The 24,307-nt window shown below is 66.8% G+C and carries 20 protein-coding genes and 1 riboswitch; of the genes, 15 read left to right on the top strand and 5 right to left on the bottom strand.

What is annotated here, in order from left to right; translation table 11 throughout:
* The first annotated feature begins 2 nt into the window (after positions 1-2).
* The 7 genes from V5A19_RS05755 (at position 3) to V5A19_RS05725 (ending at position 7,527) form a co-directional block, all read left to right on the top strand.
* Positions 3-1,682: an NFACT family protein gene (locus tag V5A19_RS05755; protein WP_332319039.1), complete on the top strand. Its 1,680-nt coding sequence runs from the start codon at positions 3-5 to the stop codon at positions 1,680-1,682.
* On the top strand, positions 1,679-2,263 hold the full coding sequence (locus tag V5A19_RS05750) for a Maf family protein (protein WP_332319038.1): 585 nt from the start codon (positions 1,679-1,681) through the stop codon (positions 2,261-2,263). The genes V5A19_RS05755 and V5A19_RS05750 overlap by 4 nt, the downstream gene beginning before the upstream one ends.
* A gap of 28 nt (positions 2,264-2,291) precedes the next feature.
* A complete protein-coding gene (locus V5A19_RS05745; RefSeq protein WP_332327732.1) occupies positions 2,292-2,978 on the top strand; it encodes a hypothetical protein in 687 nt (228 codons plus the stop codon).
* A 29-nt stretch (positions 2,979-3,007) separates the two neighbouring features.
* Positions 3,008-4,039: a transglutaminase-like domain-containing protein gene (locus V5A19_RS05740; protein WP_332319036.1), complete on the top strand. Its 1,032-nt coding sequence runs from the start codon at positions 3,008-3,010 to the stop codon at positions 4,037-4,039.
* Positions 4,036-4,578: a hypothetical protein gene (locus V5A19_RS05735; protein ID WP_332319035.1), complete on the top strand. Its 543-nt coding sequence runs from the start codon at positions 4,036-4,038 to the stop codon at positions 4,576-4,578. Before V5A19_RS05740 ends, V5A19_RS05735 begins: the two co-directional genes overlap by 4 nt.
* Positions 4,579-4,618: 40 nt before the next feature.
* A riboswitch (TPP riboswitch) is annotated at positions 4,619-4,728 on the top strand.
* A gap of 133 nt (positions 4,729-4,861) precedes the next feature.
* Positions 4,862-6,754, top strand: coding sequence for a phosphomethylpyrimidine synthase ThiC (gene thiC / locus V5A19_RS05730; protein ID WP_332319034.1), 1,893 nt, complete (start codon positions 4,862-4,864; stop codon positions 6,752-6,754).
* A gap of 248 nt (positions 6,755-7,002) precedes the next feature.
* On the top strand, positions 7,003-7,527 hold the full coding sequence (locus V5A19_RS05725; RefSeq protein WP_332319033.1) for a gamma-glutamylcyclotransferase: 525 nt from the start codon (positions 7,003-7,005) through the stop codon (positions 7,525-7,527).
* A 79-nt stretch (positions 7,528-7,606) separates the two neighbouring features.
* On the opposite strand, the gene V5A19_RS05720 is transcribed toward V5A19_RS05725, so the two are convergent.
* Positions 7,607-9,112 carry a SulP family inorganic anion transporter gene (locus V5A19_RS05720; RefSeq protein ID WP_443081443.1) on the bottom strand — a complete coding sequence of 502 codons (1,506 nt, stop codon included), beginning with the start codon at positions 9,110-9,112 and terminating at the stop codon, positions 7,607-7,609.
* A 225-nt stretch (positions 9,113-9,337) separates the two neighbouring features.
* Between V5A19_RS05720 and V5A19_RS05715 the strand changes: the two genes are divergently transcribed.
* Positions 9,338-9,823, top strand: coding sequence for a universal stress protein (locus V5A19_RS05715; RefSeq protein ID WP_332319032.1), 486 nt, complete (start codon positions 9,338-9,340; stop codon positions 9,821-9,823).
* A 12-nt stretch (positions 9,824-9,835) separates the two neighbouring features.
* Here the strand turns inward: V5A19_RS05715 and V5A19_RS05710 are convergent, their stop codons facing one another.
* Entirely contained in the window at positions 9,836-10,729 is an 894-nt protein-coding gene (locus tag V5A19_RS05710) for an AraC family transcriptional regulator (RefSeq protein ID WP_332319031.1), read from the bottom strand.
* Between the two features lie 134 nt (positions 10,730-10,863).
* Between V5A19_RS05710 and V5A19_RS05705 the strand changes: the two genes are divergently transcribed.
* Positions 10,864-11,241 (top strand): hypothetical protein, encoded by a 378-nt coding sequence (locus V5A19_RS05705; protein WP_332319030.1) that lies wholly within the window; start codon positions 10,864-10,866, stop codon positions 11,239-11,241.
* Here the strand turns inward: V5A19_RS05705 and V5A19_RS05700 are convergent.
* From V5A19_RS05700 to V5A19_RS05690, 3 genes are all read right to left on the bottom strand, one after another.
* Positions 11,238-11,675 carry a DUF3179 domain-containing (seleno)protein gene (locus V5A19_RS05700; protein WP_332319029.1) on the bottom strand — a complete coding sequence of 146 codons (438 nt, stop codon included), beginning with the start codon at positions 11,673-11,675 and terminating at the stop codon, positions 11,238-11,240. The genes V5A19_RS05705 and V5A19_RS05700 overlap by 4 nt on opposite strands.
* Before the next feature lie 25 nt (positions 11,676-11,700).
* Positions 11,701-12,237, bottom strand: coding sequence for a DUF3179 domain-containing (seleno)protein (locus tag V5A19_RS05695; protein WP_332319028.1), 537 nt, complete (start codon positions 12,235-12,237; stop codon positions 11,701-11,703).
* Positions 12,238-13,236: 999 nt separating this feature from the next.
* The gene (locus V5A19_RS05690) at positions 13,237-14,613 is read right to left on the bottom strand and encodes a sigma-54 interaction domain-containing protein (protein ID WP_332319027.1); all 1,377 of its coding nucleotides are present in this window, start codon (positions 14,611-14,613) and stop codon (positions 13,237-13,239) included.
* A 299-nt stretch (positions 14,614-14,912) separates the two neighbouring features.
* On the opposite strand from V5A19_RS05690, the gene V5A19_RS05685 reads away from it, so the two are divergent.
* The 6 genes from V5A19_RS05685 to V5A19_RS05660 form a co-directional block, all read left to right on the top strand.
* Positions 14,913-15,323, top strand: coding sequence for a hypothetical protein (locus V5A19_RS05685; RefSeq protein ID WP_332319026.1), 411 nt, complete (start codon positions 14,913-14,915; stop codon positions 15,321-15,323).
* Between the two features lie 409 nt (positions 15,324-15,732).
* Positions 15,733-16,746, top strand: coding sequence for an efflux RND transporter periplasmic adaptor subunit (locus V5A19_RS05680; protein ID WP_332327731.1), 1,014 nt, complete (start codon positions 15,733-15,735; stop codon positions 16,744-16,746).
* Positions 16,747-16,825: 79 nt separating this feature from the next.
* The gene (locus V5A19_RS05675) at positions 16,826-20,785 is read left to right on the top strand and encodes an efflux RND transporter permease subunit (protein WP_332319024.1); all 3,960 of its coding nucleotides are present in this window, start codon (positions 16,826-16,828) and stop codon (positions 20,783-20,785) included.
* 1,573 nt (positions 20,786-22,358) lie between these two features.
* Complete coding sequence (locus V5A19_RS05670) at positions 22,359-23,096, top strand: hypothetical protein (protein ID WP_332319023.1); 738 nt, start codon at positions 22,359-22,361, stop codon at positions 23,094-23,096.
* Between the two features lie 160 nt (positions 23,097-23,256).
* Complete coding sequence (locus V5A19_RS05665; protein WP_332327730.1) at positions 23,257-23,859, top strand: hypothetical protein; 603 nt, start codon at positions 23,257-23,259, stop codon at positions 23,857-23,859.
* A 167-nt stretch (positions 23,860-24,026) separates the two neighbouring features.
* On the top strand, positions 24,027-24,307 hold a 281-nt coding region (locus V5A19_RS05660; RefSeq protein ID WP_332327729.1), incomplete at its 3' end, for a hypothetical protein.

Below are 24,307 nucleotides of genomic sequence, written 5' to 3'. Positions count from 1 at the left end.
CCATGGACGTCATCCAGCTACATGCCGCCGCGGAAAGCCTGCAGCCGCGCTTTCGGGACCAGCGCCTGCAGGGGGTAGCCGGTCCGGACGCGGCCCCCGAGCTGCGCTTCGGGCCACCCCCCTTCCTCCGTCTGTCTATGACCGGCCAGTTCCGCGGTCTGTTCCCCATGCGGGAGAGCCCCGGCGAGGCCGACGGCGCCTTCCCGGCCTACCTGCACCAGCGACTCGCGGGCCTCGCCCTGGAGGCCATCGAGCATCCCTGGCCGGATCGGATCCTGCGCCTGGTGTTCGCCCGCAAGCGCCTGACCGGCAAATACGACCGCCGCACGGTGGTGGCCGAGTTCCTGGGCAAGCGCTGCAATGCCGCCCTGCTCACCTCTGATGGCCGCATCGACCGTCCACTGTACCGCCCGGACCTGACCGATCCCGACGCCCGCTTTCTGCCCGGCATGATCTACCAGCCACCGGCGGTCCCTCCCGGCGAGACGGAAACGGCCTGGAACCTTCTGGACGGTCCTCCGCCCCCCGACCTGGACCTGGGCGGGACGGGCAGGGAGGTGGCCGGTCGCATACGGCCAGTCCCGCCGAGATTGGCCACCTCCCTGGAGGGCCTATATCCGGCGGGCCGCCGGCAGCTGCTCGCCAACGCCGCGGCGGCGCTCAATGCCCCCAGCCCGCAGTGGTACCTGCACGAGGCCGGCGATAAGCGCTTCCTCTACCCCTTCGTCCTGCCGGACTGGGAAGGCGTCACCCCGGCGGGCACCCTGGAGGAGGCGTGGCCCGCCTATCTGGAGTCGGTCATCCACCAGGCCTACGAGGAGCGCCGTCGGCAGCGTTTGACCTCGCGGCTGCGCAGCCTGCGCAAGCGCCTTGAGGACCGGCGGGCCAAAGTAGCCGCCGACGAGGAGCGCCATGCCCAGCCCGAGGAATACCGCCGCCTGGGGCAGGCCCTGACCACCCTGGGCGGCGGTGTCGCCCGGGACCAGGAGGTGACGGCCACCGACTATCTGGCCGATCCGCCGCAGACCATCCACGTCCCGGTCCAGCCCGGCCGCTCCTATCAGGAGGAAGCCGAGCGCTATTTCCACAAGGCGCGCAAGGCAGAGCGCGGGCAGGAGATGGCCGCCCGCCGGCGCTACGAGACCGAGGCCGACCTGGCCGAGCTGGCCCGACTGGAGGCGGATCTGGCCGAGGCCGACGCCGACACCCTGGACGCCATCGCCGACCGCCTGGACCGGCTGGAGGCCGTGCCCGCCGAGGAGCGCCACGCCACCCGCAAACGCACCCCCGAGGGGCCCGGGGCGCCCCGGGAATACACCTACCGGGGCTATACCAGCCTGGTGGGGACCAATCGGGCCAGCAACGACTGGCTCACCTTCCGCCGGGCGCGGCCCTGGGACGTCTGGCTGCACCTGCAGGGGCTGCCCGGAGCGCATGTGCTTATCCCCCTCGACCGCAAGGACCCCCTACCCCCGGAGGAGGTACTGGCCTACGCGGCCCGGCTGGCGGTAACCCACAGCCCCAAGGCCGACCGCAAGGCGGAAGTGGACTGGACCCAGGTCAAATACGTGCGCCGCCACCCGGACGGCAAGCCGGGCCAGGCCATCTATAGCCACTACAAGACATTGATGGCCGAGGCCCTGGCGGAGACCACCGACACCGCCGAGGGAGGCAAGCAGTGACCGAGCCGGCCTTGATTTTGGCCTCCACCTCTCCCTACCGGGCCCAGCTGCTGGGCCAGCTGGGCCTTACCTTCGACACGGCCCCACCGGGAGTGGACGAAACCCGTCTGGCCGGAGAGGACCCCTCGGCCATGGTAAGCCGCCTAGCCCGGGCCAAGGCGGCCGCGGGGGCCGCCGCCCATCCTCAGGCGGTGGTTCTCGGCAGCGATCAGTGTCTGGACCTGGCGGGCCGGGTCCTGGGCAAACCGGGTGACTTCGACACCGCATTCGCCCAGCTGCGCGCCGCCGCCGGGCGCACGGCCGTGTTCCGCACAACGGTGTGCGTGCTCGCACCCGGTGGCAGCGAGGTGGGCTGCAAGGAGGTGCCCTTCGCGGTGACTTTCCGCGACCTCAGCGACCCCCAGATCGAGCGCTACCTGGCCCACGATCGGCCCTATGATTGCGCCGGAAGCATCCGCTCCGAGAGCCGCGCCCTGGCCTTGATGGCCGCCACCGAGAGCAATGACCCCTCCGCCCTCAGGGGCCTGCCCCTGATCGCCACCAGCCAACTGCTCGAGACCGCCGGCATCGCCGTTCTATAGGGCGGACCCCGGCGCCGACCAGGCCGGGGTGGCCTTCGCGGTGGCCATCAAGCAGTCGATATTCGAGGCCGCCGGGCGCCTGTTCACCCGGCCCCTGAACGCCATGGCCAGCAGCCTCCATGACATCGCCACCGGCGAGGGCGAGAAAACCGACAGCGCTGGGTCAGGTCCCGGACTCGGTGGCGAAGCCACCAGTACCACCGGGGAGATCCGACAGGCCGCCTCCCGGCTGGACCAGATGGCCAACGAGCTGACCAGCGAGATGAAGCGCCTCCCCAGGGACTGTGCCGGTCCGGCGAGGCTGTCAATGTTGACAATTCCCCACAAGCCGTGGAGGGCACCCGGACTTGCGGAGGCGTTCGGGGGCGAAACCCAATACAGCCCGGACACTTACGTACAAATTATTGGTTTTGCGTTACTTTTCAGGATTGCCCAGGCACTAACCACCACCGCCCCGAGCCCCACGGCACAAGGGCTCAGCACCCCTGCCAAGGGCTTTTCCACAACGTTTTCCACAGTGGCTGTTAAGAAAGCGGGCGTCGCCGCGGAAAAAAAATTTCCTCCGGCCGCCGCCCCCAAGGTGAGGTTGGCCGCCGCCGCGATTGGCCATATGGTGCCGGGCCCGCTTGCATCGGTTGCCTCCTGCGCTGTCCTCGGCAATGGTGGGGGAAGAGCTTTTGGGAAACCGTTCCGGGACCGCCCCTCGGGCAGGTAACCGCGTGATGCATAAAAGGGGGATTGCCAATGTCCCGCTGCGGCCGACTCCTTTCCGTTCTTGCCACCCTCTTCCTCCTCCCGCCTCCCGGCTTCGCCGCTGAGCCCCAAGCTCGGACCATCGCCTTCACCTACCGGGTTACGGTCCAGCCCGACGACACCGCCGCGGGGCCGATGGACATCTTCCTGCCCATCGCCAGGGACACCCCCCAGCAGCAGGTTTTGCAGGTGCGGGTGGAGGCACCGGTGGCCGGAGACTTCGGCAACGAGGAGATCTACGGCAACCGTTTCTGGCACGCGCGACTGGCGGAGCCGCCGGATACCCCCCTGACCATCCAGGTGGATTACCGGGTCCGCCGCTATCGCTTCGGGCGCGACGATCTGCAGCAGGCCTCGGCCGATTACGGCCCGGATGTGCAACGGGACTACGCCCGCTTCCTCCAGGCCAACCAGCGAGTGCCAGTGGAGGGCGAGCTCATCCGCGACGTCCTCGCCGACATTCCCCTGGCGCCCTCCGATACCCCGGTAGCCGAGGCCCGCAAGATCTACGACTACGTCATCGACACCATGGAATATAAGAAGGTGGGCTCGGGCTGGGGCAACGGCGACACCTACTGGGCGTGCAGCAAGGAATACGGCAACTGCACCGACTACCATGCCCTGTTCACCTCGCTGGCCCGGGCCCGGGATATCCCCGCCCGCTTCGAGATCGGCTTTCCGGTGCCCTTGGATCAGAAAGCCGGCAGGATCAGTGGCTACCACTGCTGGCTGGAGCTCTACCTGCCCGAGGTGGGCTGGACCCCCATCGACGCCTCCGAGGCCGACAAGCACCCGGCCATGCGCGAGACCTATTTCGGCCCGCATCCGGCCAACCGCATCCACTTCACCACCGGGCGCGACCTGACCCTGTCCCCCGCGCAGAGCACCGGGCCCCTGAACTACTTCGTCTACCCGCTGGTGGAGGTGGGGGAAGCCCGCTATTCCGGCGTGGCCACCGAATTCCGCTACCGCGTGCTGGGAACCGCCACCGCCGCCAAGACCCCGGGGCATCGGGCGCCATGACTGGCGCCGAAACCGACATCGTGGCCTCGCCCCGGGTGACCGCCTACCCCCTGGAGGCGGACGGCCCCTTTCCCAACAACCCCGCGCTGGCCCTGCTGGTCTACGCCGGCGCCTTCCGGCTTCCGGAAAGCGATCCCGCCGGGGCCATCGAGCGTTTATTTGAGGCCAAGGGCTGGCCCCCCGCCTGGCGCTTCGGGGTGTTCGATTTCCACCATTACCACAGCACCGCCCACGAGGTGCTGGGCGCTTTCTCTGGCTCGGCCCGCCTCCAGTTCGGCGGCCCCGCGGGGGTGGAAGTGGCTGCCGAGGCCGGCGATGCCATCGTCATCCCCGCCGGCGTGGCCCACAAGTGCCTGAGCGCCCAAGGATTCCGCGTCGTTGGTGCGTACCCTCGGGGCCAGGACTTCGACATGAACCGGGGCGAGCCCGGCGAGCGTCCTGCAGCGGACCACCACATCGCCGCCGTGCCCCTACCGGACGCCGACCCGGTGCTCGGCGCCGACGGCCCCCTGCTGCGCCATTGGGCCGCGCAGGGCTAACCCCCTGGGCAAGGCGCCCTCGCCTGATAGAATGGCCGAATGACTCACTTGGGGGAGCCGGGTGAACCGGCTGAGAGGTCCCATGGGCGGGACGACCCCTCGAACCTGAACCGGATAATACCGGCGCAGGGAAAAGTGGAGTGAGGCAACGGGCGCGGCCGCCTTTCGGGGCGGGTGCCAGCCTGCCACCACGTTTCTCGTCCCTATCGTCCCGCCCCCTCGGCCCCTCCAACCGACGATTGCAACCGAGCCACCGGTGCCCGCACCGGGGAGGAGCCAGGCCATGAGCGCCCATACCGAAACCGTCCTGGAAAACGCCGCCCGGCTCAAGGAGGAGGTGCGCAAGCCCTTTCCCGGCAGCCGCAAGATCCATATAACCGGCAGCCGGCCGGACCTCAACGTGCCCATGCGCGAGATCGCGCAGTCCCCGACCTCGGCGCAGTTCGGCGAGGAAGACAACCCGCCGATCACGGTCTACGACACCTCCGGGCCCTACACCGACCCGGACGCGGACATCGACCTGCGCCGGGGCCTGCCCGACGTGCGCGCCGGCTGGATCGCCGAGCGCGGTGACACCGAGGAACTGGATGCCCCCACCTCGGCCTTCGGCAGCGAGCGCCGCAACGATCCCGAGACGGTCCATCTGCGCTTCGAGCACATGCGCACTCCGCGACGGGCCGCGAGCGGCGCCAACGTCACCCAGATGCACTACGCCCGCCAGGGCATCGTCACCCCCGAGATGGAGTTCGTGGCCATCCGGGAGAACAACCGCCTCCAGGAGATGCGGGCGGCCTACGAGGCCGCCGGCCTCCTGGACCAGCATGCAGGCGAGCCTTTCGGCGCCGAGATCCCGGCCGAGTTTACCCCCGAATTCGTGCGTCAGGAGGTGGCCGCGGGCCGCGCCATTATCCCGGCCAACATCAACCATCCCGAGGCCGAGCCCATGGCCATCGGCCGCAACTTCCGGGTCAAGGTCAACGCCAACCTGGGCAACTCGGCGGTGACCTCCTCCATCGAGGAGGAGGTGGAGAAGACCATCTGGGCAACCCGCTGGGGCGCGGACACGGTCATGGACCTGTCCACCGGCAAGCACATCCACGAGACCCGCGAGTGGATCCTGCGCAACAGCCCCGTGCCCATCGGCACGGTGCCCATGTACCAGGCCCTGGAGAAGGTGGACGGCAAGGCCGAGGACCTCACCTGGGAGCTGTTCCGCGACACCCTCATCGAGCAAGCCGAGCAGGGCGTGGACTACTTCACCATCCACGCCGGCGTGCGCCTGCCTTACGTGCCCATGACCGCGAAGCGCAAGACCGGCATCGTCTCCCGGGGCGGGTCGATCATGGCCAAGTGGTGCCTGGCCCACCACACCGAATCGTTCCTGTACGAGCGCTTCGACGACATCTGCGAGATCATGAAGGCCTACGATGTGGCCTTCTCCCTGGGCGACGGCCTGCGCCCGGGCTCGGTGTTCGACGCCAACGACGAGGCGCAGATGGCCGAGCTGCGCACCCTGGGCGAGCTCACCGAGCGCGCCTGGGCCCGAGACTGCCAGGTCATGATCGAGGGTCCGGGCCACGTGCCCATGCAGCGCATCAAGGAGAACATGGACGCCGAGCTGGCGGACTGCAGCGAGGCGCCCTTCTACACCCTGGGGCCGCTCACCACCGACATCGCCCCCGGCTACGACCACATCACCTCCGGCATCGGCGCCGCCAACATCGGCTGGTACGGCACCGCCATGCTGTGCTACGTCACGCCCAAGGAGCATTTGGGCCTGCCGGACAAGCACGACGTGCGCGAGGGCATGGTGACCTACAAGATCGCCGCCCACGCCGCCGACCTGGCCAAGGGCTTCCCCGGCGCCCAGGTGCGCGACAACGCCCTGTCCAAGGCGCGCTTCGAGTTCCGCTGGGCCGACCAATTCAATCTGGGCCTGGACCCGGACAAGGCCAAGGAGTACCACGACCAGACCCTGCCCCAGGACTCGGCCAAGGTGGCCCATTTCTGCTCCATGTGCGGCCCCCACTTCTGCTCCATGAAGATCACCCAGGAGGTGCGCGAGTACGCCCGCGAGCGCGGCCTGGACGACCCCGAGACGGCCCTGGAGGAGGGCCTGCAGGAGAAGGCCGAGGAGTTCCGGGAGTCGGGGGGCAAGCTGTACCACCAGCAGTAGGGGCGGCGGGGCCGCTGTCCCGGATCGGCTCTCAAGGAGGGACCGTCATTGCGAGAGCCCGCGAGCGCTCGCGGCAATCTGCCGACCGTGGCCCCTTTCTGGAGATCGCGTCGCTTCGCTCGCGATGACAGCGCAGCCGGGGCGGCGGATACCCTTCCAGTGGTAGCCCAGAGCCACCGGTAATGGGTCCTGACCGGCTGCACCCGCCAGGCTAGACTGGGGGCAAGGCACCAACGAGGCACCAACCCATGTGGGTCTTCGGATTCGGCAGTCTGGTGTGGAACCCGGGCTTCCCCTACGCAGAGGCCCGGGTGGCTACGCTGGCAGGGTACGCCCGCCGCTTCTGCGTCCACACCCACGACCACCGCGGCACCTGGCAATGCCCGGGGCTGGTTCTGGGGCTCGTCCCGGCCGGGGGCGAGGTGTGCCGGGGCATGGGATTCCGGGTCGCACCCGGGCGCGAGGCGGAGGCCCAGGCCTATCTGGACCGGCGGGAGCTGGGGGATTCGGTGTACGAACGGGCCTGGCTGCCGGTCGAGGTGGGCGGCCGGGAGGAGACGGCCCTGACCTACGTGGCCAATCCGGAGCACCCGAGGTGCCGGCTGGATTTCTCCGTCCGGGAGGCGGCCGCCATCATCCAACGAGCCACGGGCCCGTCCGGACCCAACACCGAATACGTGGCCCGGACCCGGGAAGGGCTGCTTGCCATCGGGGTACGCGAGCCCCATCTCGAGGCGCTGGCCGAGCAGCTCGGGCTGCCGGCCGATGCCTGATCCCCTCCGGCTCTCCGGCAATCTTCACCGCAACAAGGCCCGCCGAATGGCGGGCCTTTTCGCGTTTTGGGCAGTGGCCTCAATGGCCGCCGCCCAGCGCCATCCCTTCCTTGTCGTGCAACGCCAGCCGATCATGGAGCTCGCCGCTGGTGCCGGCGGGCCTGAGCACCTCCACCTCCATGCCGCGGCGCCGGAAATTGCCCACCACCTTATCGATGGCGTCCACGGCGGAGCTGTCCCACAGGGAGACATCGCGCAGATCGATGACCACATGGTGGATGGGCTCGCGGTAATCGAAGCTGTCGATGAACTTGTCCACCGCCACGAAGAACAGCTGCCCGGAGACGTGGTAGATGCGCTTGGCGCCGTCGGCGGAGAGCTCGCTGGTGATCTGGATGGCCTTGGCCATCTTGCGGGCAAAGAACACCGCGCTCAGGATGACCCCGGCCAGGACGCCCATGGACAGGTCGTGGGTGTAGACCACTGTGGCCACGGTGACCACCAGCACCGTGGCGTCGGTCCGGGGCAGCCGATGCAGGGTCTTGAGCGAGCCCCAGTCGAAGGTGGCGATGGCCACCATGATCATCACCGCCACCAGGGCGGCCATGGGGATCATGGCCACCAGATCGCCCAGGACCAGGATGAAGAACAGCAGGTAGATCCCCGCCGCCAGGGTGGACAGCCGGCCCAGCCCCCCGGACTGGATGTTGATCATGGACTGGCCGAGCATGGCGCAGCTGGCCATGCCGCCGAAGAAGCCGGTGACGATGTTGGCGATGCCCTGGCCCTGGGATTCGGCGTTCTTGCCGCTCGGGGTGTCGGTGAGGTCGTCGACGATGGAGGCGGTGAGCAGGGACTCCAGCAGCCCCACCACCGCCAGGGCCAGGGAGGTGGGGGCCACGATCTGCAGCGTCTCCAAGGTCCAGGGGACATCGGGCAGCAGGAAAACCGGCAGGCCGTCGGGCAGATCGCCCATGTCCCCGACCTGGAGGGCCCCGATACCCTGCCACCAGACCACGGCGGTAAGCGCCACGATGACCACCAGCGGCGCCGGCAGAAGCCGAGGATAGCCGGGCAGGTGCGGCAGGGTATAGAGCAGCGCCAGGCCTATCCCCACCATAATCCACATGGTGGGCCCGCCGTCGGTGAGGTAGTGGACCTGGGAGAGAAAGATCAGGATGGCCAGGGCGTTGACGAAGCCAACCAGCACCGTGCGCGGGATGAACATCATGTAGCGGGCTAGCTTGGCCCAGGCAAAGCCGATCTGGATGAGCCCGGTGAGGATGGTGGCCACCAGCAGGTACTGCAGGCCGTGATCGGCCACCAGGTCCACCACCAGCAGGGCCATGGCACCGGTGGCGGCGGAGATCATGCCCGGCCGGCCGCCGGCGAAGGCGATGACAACAGCCATGGTGAAGGAGGCGTACAGACCCACCCGCGGATCGAGGCCGGCCACCAGGGAGAAGGCGATGGCCTCCGGGATCAGGGCCAGGGCCACCACCGCCCCGGCGATAAGGTCGCCGCGGACATTAAAGAGCCAAATGCCGCGCTGGCGCTCCCAGGCGGCCTGCAGGGACTGCTTCACGATGTAGCTTCCTGGTGCTGCGGGAGTGGGGCGCGCCCCGACCTGGGAGCAAGGAACGGCAGGCGGCAAGGGCGGGCGGCCCGGGCCAGCCCTTGCAACCGGGGAGGTGTCGGTACAAACTGCGCACGCCGTGAGGGCTTTAGGGTATCACCTTATTAATATCCGCTTAAGATTGCCGGCGGACGTCCCGGGATTCTCACCCCCACCCGAGCACGGGAATCACGCATGCTCCAGCGCGTCCTCATCGCCATCGACTTCTCCACCCCCTCGGCGCAGGCCCTGGCGGTGGCCCGCCAGCACTTCAGCGGGGCCCGACTGCGCCTGCTCCACGTCATGCGGCCGTCGGACATGGCCGCCTCCACCGCCGCCGGCGCTGTCCATGCCGGGAGCTCGCCGCTGGCCTCCCGGGAGCTGCGCGAAAGCGCGGAGAAAGAGGCCTACCAGCGCCTGGAGGCCTGGACCCAGGACGATGAGGAATACGCCATTGGCGTGGGCAATGCTGCCGAGGAGATCATGCGCCAGGCCGAGGAGTGGGACGCCGATATGATCGTCATGGGCACGCGGGGGCGCAGCCAGATCGCCAACGTGCTCCACGGCTCGGCCACGGAGTGGCTGATCCGCCACGCCCGCCAGCCCGTTCTGGTGGTCCATGAGGTGTCCATCAACGACACCACCCGCGCCCACCTGCCGCCCACCGAGATCAGCGACTAGCCCTTCCGGTACTCAATCAGCCCCAGAGACCGCCGCCTCCCGCCGCATTCGCCCGGGCCCGCAGCCCATCACCCGCCGGAACGCCTTGCGGAAGGCGGGCTCGCTGGCGTAGCCCAAGTCTTCCGCGATAACGGCCACCGGCTCCAGGCCGTGACGCAGCCGCTCGGCCGCGAGCTGCATGCGCCAACGGGTGAGATACTGCGCCGGCGTATGCCCCACCATACGCCGGAACCGCTCGGCGAAGGCGGAGCGGCTCAAGGCCGCCGTCCGGGCCAGCTCGGCCACACCCCAGGGATAGCCGGGATCGCGATGGATGGCGGCCAAAGCCCGATGCAGGGGCGGATCTTTGACCGCCGCCAGGAACCCCGCCTTATCTCCCCACGCTTGCAGATAGAAACGCATGATCTCGATGAACAAGAGATCAGTCAGCCGGTCCACGGCGGCCTCCCCGCCTGGCGATTCCCGCTCCAGCTCGCTTAGCAGCAGCCGGCGGAGGCCGGCCACTCCTTCCCCCTCGGTCCCCGGATCCATATGAAGCATGGCCGGCAATGCCTCAAGGACGGGGTTGCCCAGGGCCCGGTCGAACTCGATGTAACCGCAAACCAGGCGTGTCGCCCCGCCCTCGCCCACACCACCGATGCGATTGATCAGGGAAGGATCCGGCGGTTCCGGCGAGTGACTGAGGATGTGGCTGGCGTCGTGAGGGAAAACCACGAGCTCGCCGCTGCCCAGGGCCAGCGGCTCCTGCCCGGCCCGATGCAGCCAGGCCTGGCCGTCGGCAACCAGGTGGAAGGTGGCGGTATACTGCCCCGAGGTAGCCACCGCCCAGCGGCCGCAGAAGTCGGTGTGCAAAAAGATCCGGGCCTGCAACCGCAGGTGGCGGAGAACGTCGCTGAGGGGATCCATAGGGGATGGCAAGCGATTTTGGATGATTGGACATAAAACCAACCCGTTTGGGCATAGATCGTCCAAAACGGGGGAGCCAAACTGTCTCCCATCAGCCATCGGGCTCGGCCCGAATCAACACCAAGGGGGCAATCATGACCCTGCGCAGCGTATTCTTCGGACTGCTTTTCGCCGGCCTTCTGGCCCCAGCCGCGGCCCCGGCCAGCGAACTGCCGACCGAGAACGGCGCCACCGTCATCCACCTGGATCAGCACAACGGCTACTTCGCCGCCGAGAACACCCTGGGCGGCCTGGAGCCGGGTGAGTACAAGTTCGTGGTGACCAACAAGGCCGGCAAGGTGGTGGGCTTCCAGGTCCAGCACATGACCAGCCACGAGACCCTGACCAAGTTCCCCCTGGACCCGGGTGAGACTAAGAGCGCGACCGTTCGAATCGGCGAGGCGGGGGTGCGCTACCGATGCCCCATCAACCCCACCCCGTGGTACAACCTGGACAATATCCAGAGCGGCTAACCCCGGGGCACCACACCCGCAAGCCGGCCCGCCGAGAGGCGGGCCGTTTTATTGGCCGTCGCGATGGATGGTGCCGTCGGCGTGGAAGGCACGGTAGGCAAAGGCGAATACCACCTTGTGCCCACGGTCTCGGTTACGCTGCCGGTACGCCGTTGAACGATCACATTGCCAACATCGCGGCCCTCGTCGATCCGGCGGGCGTCCAGGGCGGAAGCCTGACCGGGGGACCAACGAAGCACCAGGTCATCGGCCCGGATCTCACCCGCCCGGCGCAGACGCTCCAAGGGCCAGGCGCGGTCACCCACCGCCGCCAATCGCGCCATGGGGTGGATACCGCGGGGTAAGGGCCCTTGGTACAGCATTGGCCGGTCGCGGCTGTCGTATTCCGCGTGGGGGTTGCTTCCGTAGTCCCGGGCCATCGAATTGCCAGGCACCAGCACCCGACCCTGGGGCCGACGCTTACGGCTCCAGTTGTGTGCCGGTCAGCTCGCCCACGATGGCCTCCCCGGTGTACTGCTGCCACCAGCTCTCGGTCTGGCCGTCGTACATGATCAGGTCGGAATGCCTCAGCAAACGGGTAGTGCCGAAGTCCAGGATGCGGTCGCCGAGGCGGCTTCGGAAAGCGACGCCACTATTGCAAAGGGGGCAGAAAGTGATTGCCACGGGCACACCACCCACCTGGTCATTGACGATCTCGTGCCAGACCAGGACCTGGAGGGAATAGGCCCGGGCGTCATTGTTCAAACGGAGACTCAGGACAGGCGAACTGGGTTCGAGCTCCGCCTCCCCAACGGCGACGAATCGGGGGTCATCGATGGGAGGGATGCCGTCCTTGTCGGGACCTCCCGAGACGATCTCGGCCAGAGGCACGCTGTGGCGGGAGAAACCGGTGCCGGGCCATTGGCTCCGCCAGCCGTCCGGGACTGCCGCCGACCAGCCCCAGACCGCAACCATGGCAACCGGGGCCGTCCCTAGGCCCCAAGTGCGCAAGCCCATGATTCACCTTTCCCCGGTTGGTACGCTTCGCCCTACATACCCGGGGATACGGGCGGCGGATTCAGCAGGCCCCATCTCGGAGGGGCAGCTGAGCCCCAAGGCGCGGGAGGGGAAACGGGCCTCGGGGCCGGACAGGGGCCCGAATAAGCCATCGGGCTAGTGCTTGATGCGACTGATAGCCAGGGCCTTGAGCTCGTCCTTTCGAAGCCGACCCTGATCCAGTGGACCCACTAGCCTTGCTTGGGCGGAGACCCGCTGGGTGGTGGATCCGAGGCGCGGTCAGGAAGACGGAACCGATATCGGCCAGATAATTGGCGCAACCTCTAGGCCCTAAGTCCCCGCCCCCAATATGGCCCGCGGCTCCGTTACAGGCCTTTTGGGCGCAAAAGCTCCGGGAACCGAGCCCTAATCCCACCGCGATCGGAAACCCAACCTGGGAAGCTCACCCAAGCGTCGGCCAGTCAGGCGGTTGCGAAGTACCGTGCTCGAACCCCCCGGAAATGCCCCCAGGCTTAAGGAGGCGAACTGTCGTCGCCGGAATCCCTTTCCGAATCGGTTGAGGAGGACTCGGAGCAGTTCCCGTTGAGACAGCGCTCTTGGCAAACGATGGCGAACAGCATCAGGGCCCCTACCCCATACAGGATCGCTATTTGGCCCGATATGGCGACATACACGAAATTGACCTGGAAGGCGTAAAGCGCCAATCCGGCGACCACGGCACCCAGGACGAACACACATTTCCACCGGAGCAAGGAAACAAGTCTCATTAGGGATTTCTCCATGGTGAGGCACCGGGGACCGAGACGAGACGGCCCAAGGCGATCGGTGAATACGCAGCTCACCTAAACAAACCCCATTTCAAGAAAAAGGTCAAATCCTTTCGAAATAACTATTTGGTTAATTTAGACCTTGCAAACTTTCTCAAAAAGCTTTCGGAAAGGCGAAAGGGCCCGAAGCCCACCGGGAAGGCAATGCAGCAAGAGCCGAAAGGGGAAGGGCTCAGTGGATACCGAACCGCTGCATACGCCGCCAGAGAGTGCTGCGGTCAATTCCGAGGATATGGGCGGCCAGGGAACGGCTGCCGTTGGCCTGCTGCAAGGCCTCGTGGATCTCCCGTTCCTGGCGCTGGCGCTTGTCCTCCTCGCCCAAGGCAGTGACCGTCGGCTCGGCAGCGGATTCAGGCGATAGCGTGGAAAAGCTCTGGATGTCCTGGGGCAGATCCTCGGGTCTTATGGGTCGGTTACCGGCGAGGATGATGCCGTGCTCTACGGCATTGCGTAGCTCCCGGATATTGCCGGGCCAGGGGTAATCGAGCATGAGGTGCATGGCCTCTTGGGCCAGGGAGCAGCTCTGCTGGTCGCCACTGGCATGGTAGCGACCCAGCTCCTTGCAGAAATGGTTGACTAAGACCTTGATGTCGCCGGGCCGCTCCCGAAGAGGCGGCACATTCACCGGGATAACCGCCAACCGGTAGAACAGGTCGGGGCGGAAGGTGGCCTCATCCACCATGTCGCGCAAGGTCTGGTTGGAGGCGGCGATGATGCGCACATCCACCCGAACCGGCTTGTCCGAGCCCACCATCTCGAACTCCCGATCCTCGATTGCGCGCAGTAGCTTGGGCTGGAGATCGAGGGGGATCTCGCCCACCTCGTCGAGGAACAAAGTGCCACCATCGGCGCTCTGCAGCCGGCCCGGACGGTCATGGGTGGCGCCGGTGAATGCACCCTTCTTGTGACCAAAAAGCTCCGATTCCAGCAGCGAATTGGGAATGGCAGCGCAGTTCACCTCCACGAAAGGCCCCGAAGCCCGGACGCTTAGCCGGTGAACGAGCCGGGCCAGCTCCGTCTTGCCCGTTCCGGACTCCCCCTGAAACAGAATTGACGCCTCGCTGGGAGCGGCCTGTTGGATCAGGCCATAGATGGACCGCATGCGGGGATCGTTGGTTTCCTGGACCTTGCTCTCGGGATCCAGGAGCATCTCGAGCCGACGCTTATCCGTACAGTCGCGGATCAGCACCAGCCGGGCCTCTCCTTGATCGGTTTCCACCATGCCGGTGTTGAACTCCAGAACCCGGTGAAAACCGTCGAGGTTGAGGGTTTCCTCAAAGGAGACGTAACGCCCGCTAGGCTGGCCGGCGGCATCCACTTCGCCCATCTCGATAGCGGCCCGCAGGTAGGATGAACGGAAGTTGAATCCCTGGATCTCCGACAGACGATCAATGGGGTCATCGCTGGGCTGGCCCAGAAGACGAATGGCCGCCGGGTTCTGGAAGATGATGTCGCCTTCGGCGTCGGCGATTATGACCCCCTCTTCGGTGTAGGAAACCACATCCTCGAGCAGCGGCCATAGGACGTTCGACTTACCGGCATTGACCATTGCCCCACCTCGCTCCTTGATCCGTCATCCCACCTCTGCCTCGCCCCGGCCCAGGCGTGGAAGGCCGCCGGCTTTGGGACGTGGGAAGCTTGTAATGCGCTAGTGTTGCACACCCGCCCGTGCCGGCTGCAACAGCGAAATCGCCCCACCACCCCGTTTTTCCACCTTCTGCCCAAGACCGGGTTGTTGCAGCCTCCTCGGCCTATTTTATAGCTACTCTTTAAAAACAGTACCTTATAAATAGGCATAGGACTTGCTTGGATTGGAGTCAATCATTTTTCGCCCGAGGGCGGCGCACCATGCCGGAGCTTTTCAGCCAAGAGTGGTTCCAGCGCTTCCAGCAGCTGTGGAATCAGGAGGTCAAGCTTTATAAGGCCCTTGCCGCTGTGGGGTTTAGCTCCCACATTGGCTACGGCTTTCGCGCCGAGGAGGACCCTCGCGGCGTGCTCCAGGTGGAGCAGGGCGAGGCCATTCACGCCGGTGCCTACGGAGGCGAGTCGCTCAACTGGGACCTCCGGGCCGCCCCGGATTGCTGGAAGGCTTGGATGGACAACCCCCCGGGCCTGATGGATCTGGGCATGGCCTATAGCAACCACGAGCTCGAATTCCGGGTCGGCGACTACCCGACCATGATCAAAAACCCTAGACTGGCCGAACCTTTCCTTAAAAGCTTCGTGGTTATGGGTCATGTGGGGTACGACGATGGCTGAGCAAATAGCCGGAGGATATTATTGGCGGACCGTGCGGCAGCGGGGCCCAATGGCGGGTCTGGGGGCATTGCTTGCGCTCGCCCTGGCAGCCCCGGCTGGGGCCCAAACCAGCCCGGGCTCCCTGCCTCAGCCTCTGGAGGAGGCCAGGCCGGCAACGTTTGGAAACCAAGGGGCTTCGGTCGAGCCCCAACCCTCCCTGCGGGGCCAGGACGGAATCGGCGAAGCCCGGCCAATTCAACAAAGGCGCGGCGGCCCCTCGGACGCCAGGCAGGCAAATTCCAGGCCGGGTACCCGCACTTCAGCTCAAGCCTGGGGCAAAGCCGTTGACCAGGGGCAGCCGTCCTCGCGGCCCTGGTTATACCGGGTCCGAACCGCCAGCAGCGGCGGCGAAATCGTTCTCGGCGGGACGGTGAAGGCCAGCAAGGAGGTCAAGCTCAAAGCCCAGCTCCCGGGCGAAGTGGTCTACCTGGCCGGGGAGGAAGGCGACGAGTTCGATCAGGACACCGTGCTAGCGGCTGTGGACGATAGCCAGCTCCTGGCCAAGCGCAAGCAAGTGGTTTCGCAAATCCGACAGGCCCAGACCGCCCTGCGGAACGCCAACGTCCAGTATTCCCGCGAGGTCTGGTCCCCGCGCGCCGAGAGTCCCAATCGCATGCCGGGCATGGGCATGCCCAGCATTATGGACCAGATGTTTACCCGGCAAGCCGGTGATGCCTTGGGCATCGGGGATCCCGACGTTGAACGCCGGGCCAACCTGTTTAAGTCGGGTACCCAGGTCCGCCAGGCCCGCTCCAAGCTGCAGCAGGCCCGGGCGTCACTGGAAGAAATCGACGCCAAGCTGCGGGACACCCGTGCCTACGCGCCGTTCGAAGGAATCATTACCAACAAGATGGTGGAAGTGGGCGACACCGTTCAGCCCGGCGTGCCGCTACTCCATTTCGCCGACACCAACGATCTGCAACTGGAGGTAGGTGTCCCCGTGGGTCTGGTTTCCAGCCTGCGTAAGGACCAGACCCTACCCGTTCGCCTGGCCATGGGCGAGCACCGCACCCAAGGCACAGTCGCCCAGATATTCCCGGTCGCTAATCAGCGCAAGCACACCGTCACCGTCAAGCTGGATCTGCCCCAGGGCACCCCGGGAGGGCCCGGCATGTACGGCGAGGTCAGCGTCCCTGCTGACCTCGCCCAAAACCTGCGCAACACGGTGGTGCCTTACAACGCGGTGGTATGGCGGGGCAGCATGCCCAACGTCTTCGTGGTGGATGAATCCGGTAAAGCGAGCCTGAGAATGATCCGCCTCGGGGAGGCGGTAGGAAACGACCGAGTGGCGGTTCTTTCCGGCCTTCAGGAAGGCGAGCAGGTTCTGGTGAATCCGCCTTCGGGCATCAAATCGGGATACCAAGTGGGACAAGGAAACGGCTAGCGGGCCCACGCCGACGCCTTTCCCCAGCCAGGAACCATCAGCGAACCGTCTGCTGGTGGGATAAAGAGGACGATGGAGCATGAGCGAGCGCGAGGACCAGTCAGCGGACTCGCCGGATTCGCCGCCCGACGGCGCCCGCGGGGGTCCTGACGCCACCCCCGATCCTGGCATCGCCGGGCGGATTGCCCGGCAATTCATCGAATCGCCCATCACTGTCCTGCTCATGGCCGCAGGTCTAGCCATCGGGCTTCTGGGGCTTTTCATCACGCCCCGCCAGGAAGATCCCCAGATTTCGGTGCCCATGATCGATATATTCGTGGGCTACCCCGGCGCTTCCTCGGAGCAGGTGGCCAATCTCGTAACCGATCCGCTTGAGCGGATCATGAGCGAGATCAACAACACCAAGCACGTCTACTCCCGAACCTCCAAGGGCCGCAGCATGGTCACGGTGCGCTTCGAGGTCGGCGAGGAGATGGAGGAATCCGTCGTCCGGGTCCACGACAAGCTCCAGTCCAACATGGACCGCATACCCCCCGGCGTCTCCAAGCCCCTGGTCAAGCCCGTGGGCATCAACGACGTGCCTATCGTCAATCTAACCCTGTGGTCCGAATCCGTGGGGGATTCGGGCCTGCGTTCGCTGGGCCAGAACGTGGTGCAGAACCTGGCCGAGATCCCGACCACCGGCGACGGCTTCGTAGCCGGCGGCCAAAAAGAGCAGGTCCGGGTCCAACTGAACCCCGAGGCACTCAAAAGCTACGGGCTCAGCCCCGCTGCCGTGGCGCAGACCATCCGTACAGCCAACAGCAAGTCCGAAGCCGGATCCATAGAGAACCAGGGCCGCAGCTACACCGTCTATCCCGGCTCCTTCCTGCACACAGCCCGGGACGTCGGCAACCTGCTCATCGACGCCCGGGGCGGGGGGCCGGTCTACGTGCGCGACGTCGCCGAGGTTTCCCGAGGGCCCGAGGAAACCAAGCGGATGGTGCAGTTCTATTCCGGCCCGGCCCGCGCCGACGGCAAGCCCCTCGCCGACGGCGCCTCGGCGGTGACGGTGGCCATCGCCAAAAAGGAGGGGGCCAACGGCGTCACCGTGGCCGAGAGCATCCTGAACCGTGTGGATCAGCTCAAGGGCAGCCTGATCCCCGATAACGTCAACGTCGACGTCACCCGCAACTACGGCAAGACGGCCAATCAGAAGGTCAACGAGCTCCTCATGGCCTTGTTCCAGGCCTCCCTGGCGGTGGCCTTCCTTTGCCTTATCGGGCTGGGCCTGCGGGCGGCGTCAGTGGTTATCACCGTCATCCCCATCACCATCCTGGTGACGATTTTCTTCGCCTACGTGCTGAACTTCACCATCGACCGGGTAAGCCTGTTCGCGCTGGTGTTCTCCATCGGCATCCTGGTTGACGACGCCACTGTGGTCGTGGAAAACATCTTCCGGCGCTGGCTCAGCGCCGGTGGGGAAACCACCACCGACATCGCCGTGGATGCCGTCCGCGAGGTGGGCAATCCCACGGTATTGGCCAACCTCACCATCATCGCCGCGCTTTTACCCATGGGCTTCGTGCGCGGGCTCATGGGCCCCTACATGGCGCCCATCCCCGTCCTGGGCTCGGTGGCCGCGATCTTCTCCATGCTAGCGGGCTTCATGTTCGTGCCGTGGATGGCCCGGCGGGTGCGGCCGACCCTGAAAACCCTGGAGCGCGCCGAGGCCAAGGAGAAGCGGCTGCGGGAGCGCATCGCGCGCTTTTACCGACCCATCGTTTGGCCCCTGATGACCCGCCGGACGGTGGCCTGGGCGTTCCTGAGCATCATGGTGGTGGGCACCATCCTCTCCTGCTCGTTGTTCTACTTTCAGGCGGTGCCGTTCAAGGTCCTGCCCTACGGCAACAAGCCCGAGTATCAGGTGGTGATCAACATGCCGGAGGGCACCGCCCTGCCGGTGACGGCCAACGTAACCCGCCAGCTCGCCGAAGAGGTCCGCACCGTGCCGGAGGTCCAGGCCTTGCAGACCTACGTAGGCACCGCCTCGCCGTTCAACTTCAACGGCATGGTCCGCCATTACTACCTCCGGGAGCAGCCCTGGCAGGCCGACATCCTGATCAACCTCCTAAACAAGAACCAACGCGAGCGCAACAGCCACCAGATCGCGGTGGCCACCCGGGACAAGCTAACCCCCATCGCCGAGCGCCTGGGCGCCACCATCCAGGTGGTGGAGATGCCCCCCGGCCCGCCCGTCCGGCAAACCGTCGTGGCCGAGGTTTACGGCAATGACGCCGGTGTCAGGCGGCAGGTCGCTCGGGACATGACGGGCATGTTCGAGGACGTGCCCAACCTTGTGGACGTGGATAACTACCTGGCGGCTCCGCACCGGGAGCTGGAATTCGATGTGAACAAGGAAAAGGCCAAGCGCAACGGCCTCACCCAGCAGACCGTCAACAAGAACATGCAGCTGCTGTTCGGCAAGTCGCTGGGCGACGTCAAGCGGGGCGTTGCCCTGGAACCGACCAATATCCATATGGAGGTTCCCCTAGCGCGGCGCTCCCGGCTTGGCAACCTGTCCAATGTCCCCATTGCCAACCAAAGCGGCGAGACCACGCCTTTGGGCGAGGTGGGCCGTTTCCGGTACCGGTGGGCGGATCCGGTCATTCACCACAAGGACCTGCAACCGGTGGAGTACGTCACGGGCGAAATGGAGGGGAAACTAGGGGCGCCACTCTATGGCATGCTCGATGTGGAAAAACGCCTCGCCGATTACACCGCCCCCGACGGGTCGTCGTTCAGCGGCATGCCAGGCGGCCTGATCCAACAACCCACGGATCAGCGGCAGCCGGACATCAAGTGGGGCGGTGCCTGGACGGTCACCTATGAAACCTTCCGGGACATGGGCATGGCCTTCATGGCAGCCCTTGTCCTGATCTACGGCCTCATCGTCTGGCAGTTCAAAAATTACACCTTGGCCCTGGTGGTCATGTCCCCGATCCCGCTAACCCTACTGGGGGTGGTACCGGGCCACTGGATGCTGGGCGCCAAGTTCACCGCCACCTCCATGATCGGCTTCATTGCCCTGGCCGGGATCATCGTGCGCAACTCCATCCTGCTGGTTTCCTTCGCCCAGAACGAGGTGGCGGCGGGCCGGCCCGTGGGCGAAGCGGTTGTTGCCGCCGGGCAGAACCGCATGCGGCCTATCCTGATTACCGCCGTCACCCTGATGGCCGGAGCCGCCGTTCTGCTGACCGATCCCATCTTCGTGGGGATGGCCATTAGCCTTTTATTCGGAGCCGGGGTATCCACCATCCTGACCCTGGTGGCCCTCCCGCTGGGCTGCCTTACCGCCGCCGATTCGCTGGGCAAGACCTGCGGTATTCCGCGGGAGGACCTTCCGGTGGAACCGGAGATCGAGCAGGCCCAGACCACCTCGGCAGGGGATGGGCAGCGCTCGGCCATAGGCTCGGCGGCTTACGGGCTGATGGTGGTCCTCGCCTGGATCGCCATGATCATCGCCGGCCTGTTTTTCGCCCTTTATGAAGTCGCCACCTGGCTCATCTGGCTACTGCGGAGCCGTTTCGGCTCTTCGGGCGGTGGCCCTGGCGGGCCCAGCCCGGGCGGCGGGGGTGCGCCGACGAGCGGACCGCAAGGCGGTCCGGACACAACCGTTGGTGGGGATTCCGACGAGGCCGAACCGGCTGACGAAGGCGGCGACAACACCAAAGCCGGGGACGAGGCCAGCGATTCGGGGTACGATAGGGGAACAAGCGCCGATTCGACCCTGCAGGCTGATCAGGAAACGTCCGGTTCTGAAGGCCAAGCGCAAGAGGGGTACGAATCCGACGGCGAAGCCGCCCAAACGGTCCAGGATAGCCAAGCCGACCGGGAATCCACCGAAAAAACCGGTCACAGCCGCGACGATTCCCAAGCCGAGGAGGGTAAAAGTTCAGGGGGGGAACAGAAAAAATCCGGGGGGGGATCCGGTTCCAAGCAAAGTCGCTCCAAGCGACGCGGGATTCGCTCCAATCCCGATTTGGGCAGTAACCAGTAATCCCAGTCCAGACGGGCTGGCAGGAGTCAATTCATGAACGGAATCAGCCGAAGGACCATCGCCCCTTGCCTGGCCGCCGCTGCGACCCTGCTTGCCTGGCCGGGGGCCAACGCCCAGTACCGATCGTCAGCGCCAGCCGAACAGCGCGCCATCACCCCCGAATCGCGTGCCGAACGCCCGGCCCGGCCTCCGGCAGCGTCCGGCCAGCTCGGCACGCGGGGAGGCGCCCGCATGGGCGGGGAGATCAGCGGAGGCTGGGGCTCAGAAACCGGTGATTACCCCCACCAGTCGTTCCAGCGACGGCGGATGGGCATTCCGCCACCGCCACCGTCCGGGGCCCCGGAGGAGGACCAGGAAAGGGCTTCCCGCCAGTCCCAGGGAGCAGGTTCCGATAAGGGCATCCAGCGCGGTGGCCAATCCGCCACCCGGGAGCGGGCCCGGCAACCGGCCAACCGAACCCAGACTGGACCCCGAAGATACGGCCCCCGGTACGGCTCGGGCTCCCGCAGCGGGTCCCCGGAGCGACGCGCAGCACCGGGTTCAAGGGCTCAACAGACCAATCCCTGGCGGCGGTCCGGCGACTACCAGCGGCCCCCTAGAGACTCGGCAGCCCAGCGGCGACCGGTGCAGGGCCGGGACCAACGATACGACGACCGGCCGCAGAGCGGTTGGTCCCGGTCGCGGGGCAATCGCCCCCAAACCGGGGCCGGTGGCACCCGGCGCCAACCCCGTACGCAGGGCTCCGGTTCCGCCTACCGCCCTCCGGCTCCGAATAGGCAGCCCGAACGGCGCTAGGGGATTGCTTTGTCCGTAATGCCGCGGAAAAAACCCGGGGCCGCGCAGGGGGCAACGTTAACCGGCCGAGCCTTCCGCCTAGGGGGGCTGCTTGCCGCAGGCCTTGCCCTGCTGAGCGAGCCGGCGGTGGCTCAGACCGGCGGCCAATCGCCCTGGAAACTGCCACAGCAGGACCGGGGTGCCGAATCACGGGAATCCCCGAGGGCCAGCGGCAACCCGTGGGCGGCACCTGAGCGCCGGCCGAGAGGACAAAACCGCGACAGGGCACCCAGTCGAGGCTCCGTCGAGCCGCGCGGCCAGCGCTGGAACCCGCCGGAATACCAGGCGCCGCCCCAGCAAGGCTGGAGGCGCGGGCGCCCAGGTCGGAACGGACCGGCAACCGGGAGAGCGCCAGCGGGCCCTACAGGGCTTCCCCGAGCCGGGCGCCCGGGGCCCCTGACCACCTTCGGGCAGGGCCCACCGGGAACGGGGTTTGGCCCCGGACCGAGCCGGCGCACGGGCCGGGAGTGGCCCGGGGCAAGCCCCGGGTATGGGGAGCTGCTGCCTGACGGCTATGGCGTAAATCCGGCCCTTGGCGGATGGCCCTAGCATCTCGAGGTTTCCGATCAATAGCGGCCGACCATGCCGCTAAAACCTAAATGAGCACCGAGCTCGCTATCAAAAAGGAGCGCAAACGGGTTGGTCTCGGGTTTAGCCCGCCCGGCCACGAGGTAAGCAACGCAGGCAATCACGGGCCCGGAAGCCCAGCGACCGGACCCCATGCAACAAGGAGTGCTTCATGCGCAGCAACGGACGACGCACGCTGTTCACCGCCATTCTGGTCGGGGCCTTGGCCCTGCCTTTCACCGCCCAAGCGGATTTTGACTTCTTTGACGACGGCGGCTACGACGGCTATGGCAACACCTATGGCGATGCCCGCGGCAACATGGACTTCAGCATGAGTGGCAGCGGTTACGGCGAGGGCTACGGGCACGGTTACGACCGGCCCGGTTACAGGGGCTACGGTCCCGGCCATTACGGCCCGCCCCAGCGCGGCTACGGCCCGCCGCCCGGCGCTTACGGGCCACCCCAGCGCCAGGGACCGCCTGGCCCGCCACGAGGCGCATACGGGCCTCGCCAGGGGCAAGGACCGCCCCCTGGCGCTCACGGGCCACCCCAGCGGCAGGGGCCGCCTGGACCGCCCCCTGGCGCTTACGGGCCCCGCCAGGGTATGCCCGGCCCGGCCTACGGCCACCGTCGCAGCGGTGATGCCTACGGCGATAGCAGCGGCAGCATGCGCTTCAACATGGGCGGCGGCGCCGAAGGCAGTGGTTACGGCCGAGGCTACGAACAACCGGCCTACCGGGGCGGCCCGCCCCCGCGTCGGCCCGCGCCCCGCTATCGCCGCGCGCCACAGGGGCCACAGGCGCCACAAGCACAGGGGCAACAGGCGCCACAAGCCGGTCAGGCCCAGTCCCAAGGGAACTCGGAGGAAAGCCCTAATGGCGGCCAATCCGGCGAAGACGGCGGCGAATGAGAGCCCGTCGGAACGGGAGCCAGGAACCGATTTCCCAGGCCAGCGGTTGCCGGATTCCAAATCCGTCCTAACCGCTTCATAGTGTACCCGCAGGCCAGCCCCACGGGTCTGGGATAGAATGGGGCCACGAGCCTGCACAAAAAGCCAAAGGAGGCTTACTTTGCAACGCACCAAGCGACGCAGCCTGTTTACTGCCATTCTGGTCGGGGCATTGGCCCTGCCAGTCGCCGCCCAGGCGGATTTTGACTTCTTTGACGACGGCGGCTACGACGGCTATGGCAACACCTATGGCGATGCCCGCGGCGGCATGGACTTCAGCATGGGCGGTGGCGCCTACGGCGAGGGCTACGGCGAGGGCTACGGCTACGACCGGCCCTCCTACGGCCCCCCCCGGGGCTATGCCCCGCCCCGTCGGGGATACGCCCCGCCTCGCCGGGGGTACGGGCCGCCCCGCCGGGGGTATGGACCGCCGCAGCGCTACCAGCAGGCTCCGCGGCAACCGCGCGGTTACCAACAGGCCCCGCGGCAGCCCCAGGGGGCTCAGCAGGCTCCTCAGCAACAGCAGGGGGCCCAGCAGGCCCCGCGGCAACCTGGGGGTTACCAGCAGGCCCCGCGGCAGCCCCAAGGTGGTCAGCCTCCGGCCCGCAGGCCCTACCGCCAGGCTCCGCAGCAAGGCGGCGGCCAGTCGGGCGGTCAGTCGGGCGGTCAGTCGGGAGGCGAGCAGTCTGGAGGTGAGCAGTCCAGCGGCGGGGGTGGTGAATAACCCCGTCGCCGGGTAACGCCCGGGAACCGCTCCCGGGCGGGCGGATAGGCGGGATCGAATCCTGCCTTGACCGCCTTTATGTGGCATTGCAGGCGTCCGTTCCCCGAAAGGCCGGTTGAGCCTGAGGGCGATCCAGGAACCTGCCGAACCATCACAGGAGCAGGATTATGCAAAGAAGCACGCGACGCAGCCTGTTTACTGCCATTCTGGTCGGGGCATTGGCCCTGCCAGTCGCCGCCCAGGCGGATTTTGACTTCTTTGACGACGGCGGCTACGACGGCTATGGCAACACCTATGGCGATGCCCGCGGCGGCATGGACTTCAGCATGGGCGGTGGCGCCTACGGCGAGGGCTACGGGCACGGCTACGACCGGCCCTACTACGGCCCGGGCTATTACGGCCCGCCGCACCGCGGCTACGGCCCGCCGCCCGGCGCCTACGGCCCGCC

Source organism: Thiohalorhabdus sp. (assembly GCF_036628635.1).
Classification (GTDB): domain Bacteria; phylum Pseudomonadota; class Gammaproteobacteria; order Thiohalorhabdales; family Thiohalorhabdaceae; genus Thiohalorhabdus.
The sequence above is the reverse complement of the archived record's forward strand: the minus strand, read 5'-3'. Positions and strand labels throughout refer to the sequence as shown.

Excerpts from the sequence above, each read along its gene's own strand:
- V5A19_RS05755 (WP_332319039.1), top strand. The coding sequence starts at position 3 with ATGGACGTCATCCAGCTACATGCCGCCGCGGAAAGCCTGCAGCCGCGC.
- V5A19_RS05740 (WP_332319036.1), top strand. The coding sequence starts at position 3,008 with ATGTCCCGCTGCGGCCGACTCCTTTCCGTTCTTGCCACCCTCTTCCTC.
- V5A19_RS05735 (WP_332319035.1), top strand. The coding sequence starts at position 4,036 with ATGACTGGCGCCGAAACCGACATCGTGGCCTCGCCCCGGGTGACCGCC.
- thiC (WP_332319034.1), top strand. The coding sequence starts at position 4,862 with ATGAGCGCCCATACCGAAACCGTCCTGGAAAACGCCGCCCGGCTCAAG.
- V5A19_RS05725 (WP_332319033.1), top strand. The coding sequence starts at position 7,003 with ATGTGGGTCTTCGGATTCGGCAGTCTGGTGTGGAACCCGGGCTTCCCC.
- V5A19_RS05715 (WP_332319032.1), top strand. The coding sequence starts at position 9,338 with ATGCTCCAGCGCGTCCTCATCGCCATCGACTTCTCCACCCCCTCGGCG.
- V5A19_RS05710 (WP_332319031.1), bottom strand. The coding sequence starts at position 10,729 with ATGGATCCCCTCAGCGACGTTCTCCGCCACCTGCGGTTGCAGGCCCGG.
- V5A19_RS05705 (WP_332319030.1), top strand. The coding sequence starts at position 10,864 with ATGACCCTGCGCAGCGTATTCTTCGGACTGCTTTTCGCCGGCCTTCTG.
- V5A19_RS05695 (WP_332319028.1), bottom strand. The coding sequence starts at position 12,237 with ATGGGCTTGCGCACTTGGGGCCTAGGGACGGCCCCGGTTGCCATGGTT.
- V5A19_RS05690 (WP_332319027.1), bottom strand. The coding sequence starts at position 14,613 with ATGGTCAATGCCGGTAAGTCGAACGTCCTATGGCCGCTGCTCGAGGAT.
- V5A19_RS05685 (WP_332319026.1), top strand. The coding sequence starts at position 14,913 with ATGCCGGAGCTTTTCAGCCAAGAGTGGTTCCAGCGCTTCCAGCAGCTG.
- V5A19_RS05675 (WP_332319024.1), top strand. The coding sequence starts at position 16,826 with ATGAGCGAGCGCGAGGACCAGTCAGCGGACTCGCCGGATTCGCCGCCC.
- V5A19_RS05670 (WP_332319023.1), top strand. The coding sequence starts at position 22,359 with ATGCGCAGCAACGGACGACGCACGCTGTTCACCGCCATTCTGGTCGGG.